Genomic DNA, 16,496 nt, shown 5'->3' on the forward strand with positions numbered 1-16,496 from the left:
GACGCCGGTAGCATGGCCGGGCTCATCGGTAGCATGGCCCGAGGCCGGGCGAGGAAGGCGAAGACGCGCGTGGAGAAGGTGGCGAAACCCGGGTTCATCCCCGAGGTGCAGGGGCTGCGCACCCTCGCGCTGCTGCTCGTCGTCGTATTCCACATCTGGTTCGCCCGGGTCTCGGGCGGCGTGGACGTGTTCCTCTTCGTGTCGGCCTTCCTGCTCACCAGGTCGCTCACCGCCTCCTCCGAGGCCGGCCGGGCGCCCGAGTTCGGGCGCGCGGTGCTGCGGCGCTTCGCGCGGCTCATGCCCGTCGCGGTGGTCGTGATCGCCGCGACCCTCCTCGCCGTGTGGCTGTTCCTGCCGCGGCACACGTGGGGCGCCGTCAACTGGGACGCCTTCTACTCGGTCCTGTACGTCGAGAACTGGCGGCTCATCCTCGAGCAGGTCGACTACTACGGCGGCACGGACGCGGCCGCGAACCCCTTCCAGCACTTCTGGTCGCTCTCGGTGCAGGGGCAGATCTTCATCCTCTGGCCGCTCGTGCACCTGCTGGGCTTCCACCTCGCCCGGCGGCTCCGGCGCGGCGTGCGCGGGGTGCTCATCGGACTGTTCGGCGCCGTGTTCGCCACCTCCTTCGCGTGGTCGGTCTGGTACACCGCGGTCGATCAGCGCGCCGCGTACTTCGACACCGGGGCTCGGGCCTGGGAGTTCGCGGCCGGCTCGCTGCTCGCCCTCGTCCTGCCCTCCCTCCGCATCGGGCCGGCGCTGCGGCTGCTCCTCGGCTGGCTGGGCGTCGCGATGCTCGTGACCTGCGGCTTCGTGCTGCCCGTCGAGTCCACCTTCCCCGGGTTCGCCGCCCTGTGGCCCGTCGCGGCAGGCGCCCTCGTGATCCTCGCCGCGGGCGCCCCCACCCGGTTCGGCGCCGACCGGCTGCTCACGCGCCGCTGGTTCGGCGGGCTCGGCCAGTACAGCTACGCGCTCTACCTCGCCCACTGGCCCGTGCTCGTGCTCTACGAGCGGCTCGCGCGCATCGACGAGCCCTCGCTGCTCGACGGCCTGTGGATCATGGCGATCTCCGCCGCCGCGAGCGTCCTGCTCGTGCACCTCGTCGAGCGGCCCGCGGCGCGGGCGCTCGGCAGGCACGTGCCGACGCGGCCGGGCGGTCGGGATGCGGCGCATCCGAGCAAACGGGGTGCTGCGCATCCGAGCGGACGGAGCCCCGGGGCGCTCCGGCCGCCGCGCCGCCGGGACACCGCGGCGGCCACCGTCGTGGTCTGCCTCGCGGGCGGGCTCGTCGCGGCGGGCGGCAGCGAGCTCGCCCGCTGGGGGCTCTCCACCGCCGCGACCCAGCGCACCGAGCAGGTGCTGCTCGGCGAATCCGCGGTGGACGCGCATCTGCCGGCCACCGAGCGCGCCCCGATCGAGCTCGGGATCGGCGCCGAGGGACCGGAGCTCGACCCCGTCGACGACCCCTATCCCGGGGCGCGCGCCATGGAGTACGAGTGGTCGAGCGCGGGCTCGCCCTGCGCGGACCACCTCCCCCCGCCCGACACCCCCGGCTTCTGCTTCGAGACCGAATCGGGCGCCGCGGACGCCGGCACCGTGCTGTTCGTCGGCAACTCCCACGCGCAGCAGTTCTCGGCCATCGGCTACCAGACCGCCGCGCTCTCGGGGCGGCTCGACGTGCGGCTGCAGTCCTCCCCGGGCTGCGGCCTGCGCGAGGGCGACCTCGAGGCCGAGGGGCCGTGCGGCGAGACCTGGCGCGCGGCGCTCGGCTACATCGGGGCGGAGCGGCCCGAGTTCGTCGTGGTCGTGGGCACGATGTCGGCCGTGGCGGGCGAGGACGAGCCCATGACCGGCGTGCCCGGATGGATCGAGCGGGTGCGGGACGCCTCGCCCGAAACGGCGGTGATCGTGCTCCGCGACAACGCCCGCTTCGAGAGCGCGCCGTACGAGTGCGGCGTCGAGCACGGCTGGGACTCGCCCGAGTGCGAGGCGCCCGTCGCGCCGCCCGTGGACCCCGCGTTCGTCGCCGAGATCGAGGCCGCCGGCGGGGTCTGGGCGGACCTGACCGAGCACATCTGCCCCGAGGGCGTGTGCCGCCCGCAGGTGGGCGAGGTCGCGGTCTGGTTCGACGACGACCACCTCACCGCCACCTTCGTGAAGACCCTCGCGCAGCACTTCGCCGACGCGATCGCCGAGCGCGTGCCGGAGTGGCCCGCGGAGCTCTACGCGCGGCCGTAGCGGACGGCGCCCGCCCGCCCTCGCGGCCATCCCGCGAGCGGTCGACTGGGCCGCGCGAGCGACCTACACTTATCCGGGTCCGGATCGGGGCCGACGCCCCGATGCCAGGTCCGAACGAGGAAGGTGGCGAGCCGGTTGGAGCACGTGGCGTCCCCGCCGTCCCGGCGCGGCACCGGCGCGCACCGCGCCCGGCGCCCCGCGCCGAGGCTCGGGTTCATCCCGGAGGTCCAGGGGCTGCGCACCCTCGCGCTGCTGCTCGTCGTCGTCTTCCACATCTGGTTCGGGCGGGTCTCGGGCGGCGTCGATGTCTTCCTCCTCGTCTCCGCCTTCCTGCTCACCCGCTCCCTCGCCGCGGCCTCCGAGGCCGGCGCGCGGCCCGCGCCCCTGCGCACGATCCTGCAGCGCTTTGCCCGGCTCCTGCCGGTCGCCGCCGCCGTGATCGTGCTGACCCTGCTCGCCGCCTGGCTGCTCGTGCCCAGGCACCTCTGGGGCGATACGAACTGGGATGCGCTCGCCGCGCTGTTCTACGTCGAGAACTGGCGGCTCATCCTCGAGAACGTCGACTACTACGCGGGCGGGGACGCGGCATCGAGCCTGTTCCAGCACTTCTGGTCGCTCTCGGTGCAGGGGCAGATCTTCATCCTCTGGCCGTTCCTGCACCTGCTCGGATACGGGATCGCCCGCCGCCTCGGCCGCGGCGTGCGCGGGGTGCTCATCGCGCTGTTCGGCGCCGTGTTCGCCGTCTCCTTCGCGTGGTCGGTCTGGCTCACGGCGGCCGATCAGCAGGTGGCCTACTTCGAGACCGGGGCGCGGGCCTGGGAGTTCGCGGCCGGATCGCTGCTCGCGCTCGTGCTGCCGGCGCTGCGCCTCGGCCCCGCGCTGCGGGCCCTCCTCGGCTGGCTCGGCGTCGCGATGCTCGTGGCCTGCGGCTTCGTGCTGCCCGTCGAATCCACCTTCCCCGGCTTCGCCGCGCTCTGGCCCGTCGCGGCCGCCGCGCTCGTGATCGCCGCGGCCGGCGCCCCGACCCGCCTCGGCGCCGACCGGCTGCTCACCCGCCGCTGGTTCGGCGGGCTCGGGCACTACAGCTACGCGCTGTACCTCGTGCACTGGCCGGTGCTCATCCTCTACCGCCGGCTCGGCGGGCTCGAGGAGGTGCCGCTGCTCGACGGCCTGTGGATCATGGCGATCTCCGCCGCGGCGAGCGCGCTGCTCGTGCACCTCGTCGAGCGGCCCGCGGCGCGCGCGGTCGGCCGGCGCGTCCCCGGATTCGTGCGCGCGGGGCCGCTGCGGCGCACCCCGCTCCTGCGCCCCGCCCGCCGCTTCGCGGCCGCGCTGCGCTCCCCGCGCATCCGCTCCACCCCCGCCGCGACCGTCGCGGTGTGCCTCGTGGCCGCCGGCCTGGTGGCGGGCGGCGGCGAGCTCGTGCGCTCGCAGCTCGCGGCCGCCGAGGCCGGCCATGCCCAGGATGCGCTGAGCGGCGGCACCCCGGCGCCCTCCCCCGAGCCGACCGAGGAGGATCGCAGCCCGGGCTGGGACCCGATCACGATCGAGGTCGGGGCCGAGGCGCCCGGGCTCCCGTCCGTCGCGGATCCGCTGCCGGGCGCCGGGTCGATCGAGTACGAGTGGGCCGGCGAGGGCGCCGAATGCGCCGAGTACGACACGCCCCCGGGCACGGACGGCGTGTGCTTCGAATCCCTCGGGGCCGGGCCGGATGCGCCCACGGCGCTGTTCGTCGGCAACTCGCACACGCAGCAGTTCGCGGCGATCGGCTACCGCACCGCCGAGATCTCGGAGTCGCTGAACGTGCGGCTGCAGGCGGGGCCGGGATGCCCGCTGCGCGACGGCGACCTCGAGGCGGACGACGCGTGCGGCAAGACCTGGCGCGCGGCGCTCGACTACATCGCGAACGAGCGACCAGAGTTCGTCGTGCTCGTGGGCACGATGTCCGCCGCGGGCGAGGCGGACGAGCCCATGACGGGCGCGCCCGAGTGGATCGAGCAGGCGCTCGAGTCCTCGCCCGGCACCTCGGTGATCGTGCTGCGCGACTCCCCGCGCTTCGAGACGGCGCCGTACGAGTGCGGCCTCGCGAACGGCTGGGACGCGAGCGCCTGCGAGGTGCCCGCGCCGCCGGCAGTCGACCCGGGGTTCATCGCGGAGGTCGAGGCCGCGGGCGGCACCTGGACCGACCTCTCCGAGCACATCTGCCCCGACGGTGTCTGCCGCCCGCAGGTCGGCGGCGTCGTGGTGTGGTTCGACGAGAACCACCTCACCGCCACCTACGTGAAGACCCTCGTGCAGCACTTCGCCGACGCCGTCGCCGAGGACGTGCCGGACTGGCCGGCGGAGCTGTACGCGCGGCCCTAGCTGCGGGCGGCCCCGTCTCACTCCCCCGCGAGCCGGCGCGCGAGCGGCTCCCGGAGCCGCCCCAGCACCGGCAGCACGGTGGCGGCGAGCGTCAGGACGAGGCCGAGGCCAACGAGCAGCGCGGGCTGCAGCAGCTCGAAGCTCGGCGCCACGCCGCCCGGCACGAGCGGGCGCATCCCCTCGGCGAGGATCCAGCCGGTCGCGAGGATCACCCCGCCGGCGAGCAGCGCCGCGGTGGCCACGTGCATCGAGGCCTGCAGCGCCGCGATCCGCACGATCATGCCCCGCCCCGCGCCCGCGGCGTCGAGGAGCGCCTGCTCGCGCCCGCTCGACCGGTTGCTCATGAAGATCACCACGGCCGCGCCGACCACGCCGAGGGCCACGGGGCCGCCCAGGAGCACGAGCACCTCGTTCGGGGCGAGATTCGCGTCGCCGTCGAGCGCGTTCCCCATCGTCTGCACACTCGTGAACAGGCCGCCGTACATCGCGGCGCCCACGAAGAGCGGCGTGACCGCGGCTGTGCTCCGACGAAGGTGGTACCGGGCCTGATGCCGCGCGAGCATCCAGCTCCCCGACCACCGGGCCGGCACGATCCCCGTCCACGCCCGCAGCAGCAGCGGGTACAGCAGCGGCGCCATCGCCACGACCGCCGTCGCGAGCACCGGCGCGAGCAGCGGGCCGATGTTGAAGATCAGCTGCAGCCGGCCCTCCGGGTCGGGCTCGCCTCCCCGCAGCCGCGCGGCGAGGATCGAGTGCACGAACCAGGCGGCCCCCGCCGGCACCAGCACCGCGAACGCCCATCGGATCGCCCCGGCGCCCCGCGGCTCCGCCTCGCTCCCGCCCAGGGCGGCGAGCGGCGAGACCCGCCCCGCCGCGATCGCCGCGGCACCGCCGCCGAGCAGCACGAGCGCGGCGGCCCCCGCGATCGAGGCGATCGCCGTCGGGGCGCCCGCGAGCACCGCCACCCCGTCGAGATCCTCCCCGAGCAGCAGGTGCCAGGACGGCGACATCAGGCCCCGCACGGCGAGGAGGCCCGCGCAGCCGCCGAGGAGCCCCGCGACGAGCAGCTGCACCAGCACCACCGCGGTCACCCGCCCCGGCGTCGCCCCCGCGAGCTGCCAGCGCGCGTAATCCGCCCGGGCGAGTCGCACGGCGAGCCGCGAGACGGAGGCCGTCACCGCCACCGCCGCGAGGCCGCCGAAGACGAACATGACCGCGGCGATGCTCGACAGCGATTCCGCCAGCACCTCGTCCGCCACCGCCGCGCCGGTCTCGAGCGCGCTCGCCGGCAGGCCGATCGCGACGGCCGCCACCGCGGCGACCAGCAGCAGGCCCGCCCACGTCCGGAGCCCCGCGACCGCCTCCGCGGCCACCAGCCGGATCATCGCGCGCCGCCTTCCGCCATCGCCGCGTCCCGAGCGCCGGGCGCCGCCGGGCGCCGCTCGTGCTCGGCGCCCTCGGCTCCTTCGTGCGTGGCGCCCTCGAGCGCCGCCAGGATCCGCGCCGGCTCGGGCCGCTCGAGCTCGACGAGCACCGCGCCGTCGCGCAGCACGAGCACGCGATCGGCGCGCGAGGCCGCATCCAGATCGTGGGTCACGAGCACCACGGCCCGCCCCCGCCCGGCGTCCGGATAGGCCCGCAGCAGGTCGAGGACGCGCGCCCCGGTGATCGTGTCGAGCGATCCCGTCGGCTCGTCGGCGAACACGACCGCCGGGGCCGCGGCGAGCACGCGCGCGATGGCCACGCGCTGCTGCTGGCCGCCCGAGAGCTGCCCCGGCCGCTTGCCGCCGTTCCCCTCGAGCCCCACCTCCGCGAGCGCCCGCTCGACATCGGGCCGGCCCCGGCGGGCGAGCCGGGCCGGGAGGGCGACGTTCTCGCGCACGCTGAGGGAGGGGATGAGGTTGAGGCTCTGGAAGACGAAGCCGAGCCGGTCGCGGCGCAGCCGGGCGACGCGGCCGCGGCCCGCCGCCCGCGCGCCCCCGGACGACGGCACGAGCAGCGGCACCCCGCACACCCGCAGCTCGGCCCCCTCCGACTGCTCGGAGAGGGGCTCCAGGCCCGCGAGGCAGTGCAGCAGCGTCGACTTGCCGGACCCGCTCGGGCCGACGATCGCGAGCATCTCGCCCGCCCGGAGGTCGACGTCGACGCCCCGCAGCACCGCCACCGGCGCGCCGCGCCTGTCGATGGGCGGATACTCGTGGCGGAGGTTCCGGGCGCGGATGAGCGGGATGCGGTCGGGTGCGGAGACGTTCATGCCCCCAGCGAACCCGACCGGCGGCTCCCCGTCGGCGGAGCCCGGGCCACTCCGCGGGTAGAGCCAGGTCTACTCTTGCGGTCCGGAGCGGGACCGGGGCGCCGCCGCCTCCTAGGGTGGGGGTATGCCCGCGCGAGTCCAGCCCTCCGACACGTGGCGCCGGATCGCGGTGCCGCCGTGGCGGTTCCTCCTCGGCGGCGCGCCCTGGCGGGCGCTCGCCTATCTGGTCCTCAGCGCAGCCGTGGCGGTGCTCTTCGCGCCCCTTGCGATCGCCACGTTCCTCATCATCCCCCTCTGGGGCATCCTGCTCGGCGCGCTCGAGCGGCACCGCGGCAGGATGCTCGGGTTCCCCGCGGTGCCCAGCGGGCACGTGCCCGTGCCGCGGGAGGAGCGCGGCCACTGGCTGGGCATCCGGATGACGGAGGCCGCCACCTGGCGCGAGACGACCGTGCTGCTCGTCGACATCGTGGCGGGGGCGGCGGCCGTCGTGCTGCTCTTCTTCCAGACGGTATTCCTCATCGTGCCCATCGGCCTCGCCGTCATCGCGTCGGGCGAGGAGCGCGAGGTCACGGTCTTCGGCGACCTCGGCCTGCGGGTCGGCCCGGAGAACTGGTGGGCGCCGCTGCTGCTCGTGCCGCCGCTCCTCGCCGTCTACGCCTATACGAACGCCCTGCTCGCCCTCGGCCAGGCCTCGCTCGTCCACTGGATACTCGCGCCGCGGGGCGACGAGCTCGAGCAGCGGATCGCGCAGCTGGCCCGCTCGCGCGCGGCGATCGTCGCGGCCCACGAGGAGGAGCGCCGGCGCATGGAGCGCGATCTGCACGACGGGGCGCAGCAGGAGCTGGTGGGCGTCGCCGCCGCGCTCGGCGTGCTCGAGCTCGAGCTGATCTCACTCGATGCGGACACCGCCGGGGCGAGGTCCGCGCTCGACCTCGCCCGGGCCCGCACCGAGCAGGCGCTCGCCTCCCTGCGCGCGACCGTGCACGGCATCCGCCCCGCGGTGCTCGCCGATCGGGGGCTCAGCGCGGCGATCGAGGAGCTCGCGGTGCGGGCGCCCCTCCCCGCCGAGTTCCGGGGCGGCGAGCTCGAACGGCTCGACCCGGCCGTCGAGAGCGCGGCCTACTTCTTCGTCGCCGAGGCGATCACGAACGCCGCTAAGCACAGCGGCGCCGAACGGGTCGTCATCACGGCCTCGGGCGGGGAGCGCGTCCGGATCGACGTGGCCGACGACGGCCGCGGCGGCGCCGACCCCGCCCGCGGCACCGGGCTGATCGGGCTCCGCGAGCGCATCGACGCGGTCGGCGGCGAGCTGCGCATCTCGAGCCCCGCCGGCGGGCCCACCGCGCTGTCGATCGAGGTCCCGGCCGGCGGGCCGGCCCGGGCGGAGGAGTCCGCGGATGCGAATCCTGCTCGCCGATGACGCGACGCTGCTGCGCGAGTCGCTCATCATGCTGATCGAGCGGCTCGGACACGAGATCGTGGCGACCGCGGAGGATGCGCCCGGGCTGCTCGACCGCTACGGCGCCCTCGCCGCGGAGGAGCGACCCGACCTCGTCGTCACGGACGTGCGGATGCCGCCCGGGGACGGCGACGACGGGCTGCGGGCGGCCCTGCGCATCCGCGCGGCGAATCCGCGCCAGCCGGTCCTCGTGCTCTCGCAGTACCTCGGCGACCGGTCGGCCCGCGAGCTGCTCACGCTGCCCGAGGGGGCCGTGGGATACCTGCTCAAGGAGCGCGTGGGGCGCATCGCCGACTTCGACCGCGCGATGCGCTCCATCGCGGCCGGCGGCACCGTCATCGACCCGGAGGTCACCCGGCACCTGCTGCACGCGCCCGCGCCCGGCCCGCTCGACGCGCTGACCGCTCGGGAGCGGGAGGTGCTCGAGCTCATGGCCGAGGGCGCCGCCAACCACGAGATCGAGGAGCGGCTGCACCTCAGCCCCGCGACCGTGCGCAAGCACGTAGGCAATATCTTCACGGGGCTCGGTCTGCCGCCGAGCGAGGAGAACCGGCGCGTGCGCGCCATCCTCCTCTACCTCGAGCACCGGCGGTGACCGCTATCCGCCCAGCAGCTCCCCCACCTTGTGGCGGTTCCACACCGAGAACGTCGTGCCGTTCTTCATCGTGCGGTGCTTCGCCCATCCGGCCTCGACCGCGGCCTCGCTCGCGAGCGAGCCGTCGCGCAGCCCCGCCTCCGTCAGCCGGCGGCCGACCTGCTGCGCCGTGAGCCCGTGGGCCTTGCCGATCTCCGTCATCGTCTGCCACGCGCCCGAGGCCTTGCGCTGCGGCTTCTCGCCGGTCGCGCCGTCCTTCGCCGCGCCCGTCTTCCCGGCGCCGCTCTTGCCCGCGCCGGCAGACCTGCCGCCGGGCTGCCTCGCGGCGGCGGCCGCCGAGGCCTCGGCCACGTCCTCGATCACGCCCGTCTGCTCGCCGAACCCCGGATCCGTGGCCGCGTTCGCGTACTGGTCCGCGAGCGAGTTGAGCGGCGCGCTGTTGCTCGCGTCGTGGGCGCGCACCCATTCGAAGGTCACCGGCGCGCTCGACCGGCGGGCCGCCACGAGGTCGATGATCTCGTAGATGAGCTCCTGGTTCTTCTTGTCCTTGACGCCCTTGCGGCGCCAGTTCGGCCCCCAGGTCGTGACGCAGTTGATCGCGTACTGCGAGTCGCTCAGCACCCGCAGCGGCCGGTCCGGATTCGCCTCGATCGCGAGCTTGATCGCGGTGAGCTCGCCGATGTTGTTCGTGCCGTGGCCGAGGTGCTTCGCCTGCCAGCGGCCGTCCTCCGCGACCCAGGCGCTGCCGGTCGGGCCGGGGTTCTTGGGCGCGGCCCCGCCGTCGGTGCCGATAGTCAGAATGTCGTTCATCACCCAGAACCCTACGGCCAAACCGGCACGGGCCGCGCGTCCCCCGTCCGGCGCCGGCGAATCCCCGGTGCCCGTCCGGCGTCCACGGATCCCCGGTGCCCGCGCTGTGTTCGTGACGCTGGGCACAGATGCGTCACAGAATGCGGTTTTGAACATCGAATAACCACACTCTTCGACGCATCTGTCGCCGCCGGGTCCAGCTGGGTCCAGCTGGGGCCGCGTGCCGGCTCGACATCCAGACGGCACCGGCTCGGCAGCCGAACGGATCCCACACGGCACCCGAACGGGGCCCGATCTTGCTCTCCACAGATGCGTCACAGAATGCGGTTACGAACACCGGATAACCGCACTCTTCGACGCATCTGTTGCCGAGCCATCACCCCGAACGCAGCTCCGGACAGGTTGCCCGGGGCCGCGCGTCAGTCCGATGTTGAACGGATTCCTCGATTCGACCAGCTCCTCCCGAATCAGATGCGTCGCAAAGTGCGGTTTTCATAACGAATAACCGCGTTCTGCGACCGATCTGTGGCTAGCGGCAGGCCTCGAGGTGGCCCGCTGCACGGTGTGCCCGGTGAACTCTCCGGTACTGCGCAGCCCCGAAGCCACCCGGCTCTCACGATCGACGCTTGAATGGAAGAAAGACGTCCGCCTGCAAGAAATCGAGTACAGGAGCATTCCGATGCCTATCCCCGAAATAGAATCGACTGAGGAATGGGACATGATTCGACGCGTTCGAGTCGGTACGAGCGAGTTTCGGTGGTTTCTTGCCAGCGAACCCGATCTCCCCGAATCGCTCTACTGGGCGCTCCTCGCCAGCCAAGACGATGAGGCCGTGAGTGTCTTGGCGGGAAACTCGGACGCACCCAGGGCGCTGCTCGAGACGATCGCGCGCTGCGACCCCCTCAACGGCCTTACCGCTCGTCATAATCCCCGCGTCTCCCCCGAGGTGAAGAACCCCACCCGGATCGGGGACCACAGTTACGAGTCCATCGATCAGTACCTGATCGATATGGACGCCACCGAGGAGCAATGGGCTGCCTTGCGGCATCTCTACGAGCACAGTCCACATCCCGGCGGGGTCCTGCTGGAGGAGGCCTGGGAGTCGATCGCCGGTCCATCGGATACACGTCCATAGCTTCATGCGACGTCTCCTGTCGTGAGTGATATCGGATCACTCACGACAGGTGGCCTTCGCACCGGGAAATCGTTGAGGCAGTAGCAGTCCTTACAGGCCGCCCCGCGCGGCATCGTGGAGAATCCGTCGGCATTCCCACAGACGCGTCGCAGATCGCGATTACGGGTGCCGGATAACCGCACTCATCGACGCATCTGTCCCCAGCCACTACCGGGCCCCGGCCAGTACTAGAACGACACCCGAACGAGGTCCGACCTTGCTCTCCAAAGATGCGTCACGAAATGCGGTTACGGACGCCGGATAACCGCACTCATCGACGCATCTGTCGCCACCGGATCCAGCGGGGCCGGTACCAGCCCGACACCCAGACGGCACCGGCTCGGCAGCCGAACGGATCCCGCACGGCACCGGACAAGGCCCGGGCCCGCCCCACACACACAGATGCGTCAGAGAACGCGGTTATGGACACTGCATAACGGCATTCTGCGACGCATCTGTAGTCGCGCCGCCGGCCGCGCGAGCCGCAACCGCCGAGCCGCAAGCCACGAGCCGCGCGCGAGTCGCGAGTCCGGGGCTAGCGGTAGGCCTCGAGGTGGAGCTCCGCGCAGCGCGCCCAGGTGAACTTCCCGGCCCTGCGCAGCCCAGCGGCAGCCCGGCGCTCGCGCAGGTCGGGCCGCTCCGCCAGGCGGCGCAGCGCCGCCTCGATCGACGCCGCCTCGGGCTCGCAGTATTCGGCCGCGTCCCCCGCCACCTCGGGCAGCGCCGAGAGCCGGGTCGCCACGACGGGCGCCCCGCAGGCCATCGCCTCGAGCACGGGCAGCCCGAACCCCTCCGCGATCGAGGGGTAGCAGAAGGCCACCGCCCCGCCGAGCAGCGCGCGCAGCTCCTCGAGCGGCAGATAGCCGAGCTCCCGCACCTTCGAATCCGCGCGGCCCGCCTCGCGGTCGAGCTCGGCAGCCGCATCCGCGTCCCACCCCCGCGCGCCCGAGACGAGCAGCAGCGGCGCATCCGGATCCGCCTTGCACAGCGCCCGATGCGCGCGCACCAGCTCGCCCACGCGCTTGCGGGGCTCGATCGTGCCGAGGAACGCGATCCAGGGCGCCTCGCCGAGCCCGTGCCGCTTGCGGAACGCCTCCACCTCCGCCGCCTCCGGGCGTCGGAACACCTCCCGGTCCACACCGTGGTGCGCCACGAGGATGGGGCGGGCAGGCCTGCCCGCGTAGCGCTCGATCTCGCGCGCCGTCGCCGCGGAGGGCGCGACGAGGCGCACGTTCGCGCGCGTGCCGCGGCGGATCCACCACGCGAAGAAGCGCCGCTTGAGCCCGGTGTGCGCCTCGGGATCGCTGAAGAACGTGGCGTCGTGCACCGTCACGACGCGGCGCACCCCCGCCGCGAGCGGGAACGTGTAGTGCGGGGAGTGGATCGCGGCCGCGCCGACCGAACTCGCGAGCCGCAGCAGCCCCGTCTGCTCCCACAGGAAGCGCAAACCCCGCCTGCCGATCCACCCCGGCGCGAGGTGCAGCTCGGCGTGCGGCGCCAGCGCGCGGAAATGCGCTTCGTGCTCGCGCCGCAGCACGATCCGCGGCCGTCCGCCGAGCTCCTCGATCCCCGCCGCGAGGCCCTCGAGGTAGCGGCCCACCCCGCCCAGCTGGGGCGGCAGCGAGGTGAAGTCGAGCAGCACCGGCAGCCGGCCGCCGTCAGCGCGGGAGGCGCCCCCGGAGACCCCGCGGGAGGCGCCGCGCGTCGTGTCCTCGTGCGCCGCCCGCCGCTGCGCCGCGAGCCGCCGCGCGCCCCGCAGCCCGGCCAGCGCGCCCCGGATGCGCGCCCGTGCCGCCTCACGCGCATCCGCGTCGCCGCGCGCACGGAGGAACGATACCCCCGCCCTCGCCGCCGAGAGCGCCGTACGGGTCGTCGCCGTGAGCCGCATCGCGAATGGCCCGTTGCGCAGCGCGCACCACAGCCGGTTGCGCGTGTTCCACTCGATGAACCTCGCGCTCGCGGTGCCGGAGGAGCCCGCGTGCCGATGCACCGAGACGGCCTCGGCCGCGTAGACCACCGTCCAGCCGGCCTCGCGCAGCCGCCACGAGAGATCCGTGTCCTCGTAATACATGAAGTAGCGCTCGTCGAACCCGCCGAGCGGCGCCACGGCCGCGGCGCGGAGCGCGCAGGCGCCGCCGTGGATGCCGAACACCGCCCGCGGGAACTCCGTGCCGACCGGCGCGAGCCAGCCGCGGTCGCGCCCGTTGCCGCTGCGCGTCACCTGATTGCCCGTCGAGTTGAGCAGCTCCACGCCGCCCTCCTCGACCCGCCGCCAGCGCTCCCCGTCGTGGCCGACGAATCCGCCCTCCGCGTCCCGTTCGAAGCGTCCGGCGAGGCGGACCTGCGCCGTCGCCGCCCCCGCCCCGGGCGAGGCGTCGAGCGCGTCCGCGAGCCCGGCGACGAAGCCCTGCTCGTAGATCGCGTCCTGGTTGCACAGCACGTAGGCGTCGGCCCGGGCGAAGGCCATGCCGCGGTTGGCGGCGGTCCCGTACCCGAGGTTCTCGCCGAGCTCGAGCACCGCCGCGCCCTCGGCCCGGCAGCGCGGCACGGTGTCGTCGGCCGAGCCGTTGTCGACCACGAGCACCGACAGCGCGCGGTCCGGCACCGACTGCCGCACGAGCGACCGCACCGCCAGCGCGGCCTCCTCCCCGCCGTTCCAGGTCACGACGATCGCGAGCAGGCTTCGGATCGGTTCGGGATTCTGCTTCATGGTCCCCCAAGCTACCGGGATTCGCAGCCGGTCTTGGGTAGGCTTGGCGGCGAACATCAGCGGCGCGCACCCAGGTCTCTGCAGGGAGCTTCATGAAACTTCTCGTCACCGGCGGCGCCGGCTTCATCGGCTCGAACTTCGTTCGCCGCGCCATCCGCGATGAGTTGCCCGGCATCGAGGGCGCCGAGATCCTCGTGCTCGACGCGCTGACCTACTCGGGCGTGCGCGCGAACCTCGCGCCGGTCGAGGACGACCCGCGCTTCGAGTTCGTCCACGGCGACATCCGCGACGAGCGCCTACTCGACGAGCTCTTCCCCCGCGTGGACGGGGTCGTGCACTTCGCCGCCGAGTCGCACGTCGACCGCTCGGTGCTCGACTCCGGCGTCTTCGTCGAGACCAACGTGCTCGGCACCCAGCGCCTGCTCGACGCCTCGCTGCGCCACGGCGTCGAGCGCTTCGTGCACGTCTCCACCGACGAGGTGTACGGCTCGATCGAGGAGGGCGAATGGGACGAGCGGTTCCCCCTCGAGCCCAACTCCCCCTACGCCGCGTCGAAGGCCGGCAGCGACCTCCTCGCCCGCAGCTACCACCGCACGCACGGCCTGAACCTCTCGATCACGCGCTGCTCGAACAACTACGGCCCGTACCACTTCCCCGAGAAGCTCATCCCGCTGTTCACCACGAACCTGCTCGACGGCAGGCGGGTACCCCTGTACGGCACGGGCGAGAACGTGCGCGACTGGCTGCACGTCGACGACCACTGCCGCGGCATCGCGCTGGTCTACGCCGGCGGCCGCCCCGGCGAGGTCTACAACATCGGCGGCGGCACCCAGCTCACGAACGTCGAGATCACCGAGCGCATCCTCGAGCTCACGGGCCACGACTGGTCCGCCGTGGAGCACGTCGCCGACCGCAAGGGCCACGACCTGCGCTACTGCGTGAACATCGACAAGATCGCCGAGGAGCTGGGGTACGAGCCGCAGGTGCCCTTCGACGCCGGCCTCGCGGAGGTCGTGCAGTGGTACCGCGACCGCCGCGACTGGTGGGAGCCCCTCAAGGAGCGCGCCGCATTGGACTCGGCGCGATGAGCGCCTTCCTCATCACCGGCGCCGGCGGGATGCTCGGCCAGGACCTGCGGCGCGCGCTCGAGCCGCGCGCCGCGGCCGGCGACACCGTGGACGCGCGCACCCGGCAGGAGCTCGACATCACCGACCCCGAGGCCGTGGCCGCCGCGCTCGAGGGCGTGGACGTGGTCTTCAACGCCGCCGCGTACACCGCGGTGGACCGGGCCGAGGAGGACGAGGAGGCCGCGTTCGCGATCAACGCGAGGGGCGTGGCGGTGCTCGCCGAGGCCGCCGCGCGCACCGGCGCCCGGCTCATCCACTTCTCGACCGACTACGTGTTCCAGGGCGACGCGCACGAGCCCTACCGCGAGGACGCGCCGCGCGACCCGCTCAACGCCTACGGCCGCAGCAAGGCCGCGGGCGAGGAGGCGGCGCTCGCCGCGCACCCCGAAGGCACGTGCATCCTGCGCACCGCCTGGCTCTACGGCGCGGGCGGCCCGAACTTCGCGAAGACGATGGTGGGGCTCGCCGAGTCGCGCCCCGAGGTCGCCGTGGTGGACGACCAGCTCGGGCAGCCGACCTACACGCGCGACCTCGCCGAGCAGGCGGTGCGGCTCGCGGAGGCGGGCGGCCCGGCCGGCGTCTACCACGCCACGAACGCGGGCGAGACCACCTGGTTCGGCTTCGCGCGCGAGATCTTCCGGCTCGCGGGGCACGACCCCGAGCGCGTCGCCCCCACCGATTCCTCCGCCTTCGCTCGGCCCGCCGCGCGCCCCGCCTATTCGGTGCTCGGCCACGACGCCTGGAGCCGCGCTGGTCTGTCCCCGATGCGCGACTGGCGCGAGGCCCTCGAAGCCGCGGCGGCAGATGGAGTGCTCGTCTCATCATGGTGACCCTCAACTTCTTCCTCGACCAGCTGCTCGGCGACGTGCCCGGCGGCATCGGCCGCTACGCCGAGAACCTCGCGCGCGAGGTCATCCGCCGCGCCCCCGCGGGATGCGAGGTGGCGGGGCTCGTCTCGCAGATCCCCTCCGAGGAGGAGCAGCGGCTCTACGACCGCTTCCCCGGCATCGCCCACATCGAGACCTCGAAGCTCAGCCGCAAGGCGCTCTCGAAGGCCTGGCAGCACGGCTTCCTCACCGGCGTGTTCGGCGGCGGGCTCTTCCACGCGCCGAGCCTGTTCGCGCCGCTGCGCGACCCGTCGAGCGGCGACGCGCACCAGACCGTCGTGACGGTGCACGACACCGTGCCCTGGCGGCATCCCGACACCCTCACCCCCAACGGTGTGCGCTGGCACAAGGCGCAGCTCAAGCGCGCCTGGCAGTACGCGGATGCGGTGGTCACCCCCACGCACGCGGTGGCCGAGCAGGTGGCCGAGCTCTACGACTTCGGCGACCGGCTGCGCGTGATCCCCGGCGCCGCCTCCCCCGACCTGCGGGTACCCGCCGACGAGGCCCGCCGGGCGGAGATCGAGATGCGCCTCAACCTGCCGGGCGAGTTCATCCTCGCGGTCGGCACCCTCGAGCCCCGCAAGGGCCTCGACCGCCTCATCCGGGCGCTCGCGCAGCCGCAGCTCGCCGGTGCCGTGCTCGTGCACGCCGGCCCGGACGGCTGGGGCGAGGTGGACCTCGACGCCCTGTGCGCCGAGGCCGGCGTCGAGCGCTACCGGGTGCGCGGCCTCGGCTACCTCACGGACGAGGAGCTGGCCGTCGTGCTCGACCGCGCCACGGTGTTCTGCATGCCCTCGCTCGACGAGGGCTTCGGGCTGCCGGTGCTCGAGGCGTTCCGCGCCGGGACCCCCGTCGTGCACACGGATGTGCCGGCGCTC

Annotated in this window: 12 protein-coding genes; 8 read left to right on the forward strand and 4 right to left on the reverse strand. The window is 73.8% G+C overall.

All coding sequences use genetic code 11. From position 1 onward, the window contains the following. The first annotated feature begins 12 nt into the window (after nt 1–12). Together FM112_RS11335 and FM112_RS11340 are read left to right on the forward strand one after the other, a co-directional pair. Nucleotides 13–2,238, forward strand: coding sequence for an acyltransferase family protein (locus FM112_RS11335; protein ID WP_087007587.1), 2,226 nt, complete (start codon nt 13–15; stop codon nt 2,236–2,238). A 144-nt stretch (nt 2,239–2,382) separates the two neighbouring features. Continuing rightward, nucleotides 2,383–4,602, forward strand: coding sequence for an acyltransferase family protein (locus FM112_RS11340; RefSeq protein WP_176386797.1), 2,220 nt, complete (start codon nt 2,383–2,385; stop codon nt 4,600–4,602). Nucleotides 4,603–4,619: 17 nt separating this feature from the next. On the opposite strand, the gene FM112_RS11345 is transcribed toward FM112_RS11340, so the two are convergent. Further along, complete coding sequence (locus FM112_RS11345; protein WP_087007592.1) at nt 4,620–5,987, reverse strand: FtsX-like permease family protein; 1,368 nt, start codon at nt 5,985–5,987, stop codon at nt 4,620–4,622. After that, nucleotides 5,984–6,856, reverse strand: coding sequence for an ABC transporter ATP-binding protein (locus tag FM112_RS11350; RefSeq protein ID WP_087007594.1), 873 nt, complete (start codon nt 6,854–6,856; stop codon nt 5,984–5,986). Before FM112_RS11350 ends, FM112_RS11345 begins: the two co-directional genes overlap by 4 nt. 124 nt (nt 6,857–6,980) lie before the next feature. Between FM112_RS11350 and FM112_RS11355 the strand changes: the two genes are divergently transcribed. Next, a complete protein-coding gene (locus FM112_RS11355; RefSeq protein WP_087007596.1) occupies nt 6,981–8,276 on the forward strand; it encodes a histidine kinase in 1,296 nt (431 codons plus the stop codon). Beyond that, a complete protein-coding gene (locus tag FM112_RS11360) occupies nt 8,254–8,910 on the forward strand; it encodes a response regulator transcription factor (protein ID WP_087007598.1) in 657 nt (218 codons plus the stop codon). Before FM112_RS11355 ends, FM112_RS11360 begins: the two co-directional genes overlap by 23 nt. A 3-nt stretch (nt 8,911–8,913) precedes the next feature. Here FM112_RS11360 and FM112_RS11365 read toward each other — a convergent pair whose 3' ends face one another. After that, nucleotides 8,914–9,720: a ribonuclease HI gene (locus FM112_RS11365; protein WP_176386798.1), complete on the reverse strand. Its 807-nt coding sequence runs from the start codon at nt 9,718–9,720 to the stop codon at nt 8,914–8,916. Nucleotides 9,721–10,291: 571 nt separating this feature from the next. Here FM112_RS11365 and FM112_RS11370 point away from each other — a divergent pair. Next, nucleotides 10,292–10,855 carry a hypothetical protein gene (locus FM112_RS11370; RefSeq protein WP_140400664.1) on the forward strand — a complete coding sequence of 188 codons (564 nt, stop codon included), beginning with the start codon at nt 10,292–10,294 and terminating at the stop codon, nt 10,853–10,855. Nucleotides 10,856–11,429: 574 nt separating this feature from the next. On the opposite strand, the gene FM112_RS11375 is transcribed toward FM112_RS11370, so the two are convergent. Further along, complete coding sequence (locus tag FM112_RS11375; RefSeq protein WP_176386799.1) at nt 11,430–13,604, reverse strand: glycosyltransferase; 2,175 nt, start codon at nt 13,602–13,604, stop codon at nt 11,430–11,432. A 92-nt stretch (nt 13,605–13,696) separates the two neighbouring features. On the opposite strand from FM112_RS11375, the gene rfbB reads away from it, so the two are divergent. The 3 genes from rfbB to FM112_RS11390 all read left to right on the forward strand — a co-directional run. Then, entirely contained in the window at nt 13,697–14,692 is a 996-nt protein-coding gene (gene rfbB / locus FM112_RS11380; protein WP_087007607.1) for a dTDP-glucose 4,6-dehydratase, read from the forward strand. After that, nucleotides 14,689–15,561 (forward strand): dTDP-4-dehydrorhamnose reductase, encoded by an 873-nt coding sequence (rfbD, locus tag FM112_RS11385; protein WP_087007609.1) that lies wholly within the window; start codon nt 14,689–14,691, stop codon nt 15,559–15,561. Before rfbB ends, rfbD begins: the two co-directional genes overlap by 4 nt. Continuing rightward, nucleotides 15,555–16,496 (forward strand): glycosyltransferase family 1 protein (locus FM112_RS11390; protein ID WP_087007611.1); only part of this gene is annotated, 942 nt, incomplete at its 3' end. The genes rfbD and FM112_RS11390, both read left to right, overlap by 7 nt.

This window comes from Gulosibacter sp. 10 (genome assembly GCF_900163695.1).
Taxonomy (GTDB): domain Bacteria; phylum Actinomycetota; class Actinomycetes; order Actinomycetales; family Microbacteriaceae; genus Gulosibacter.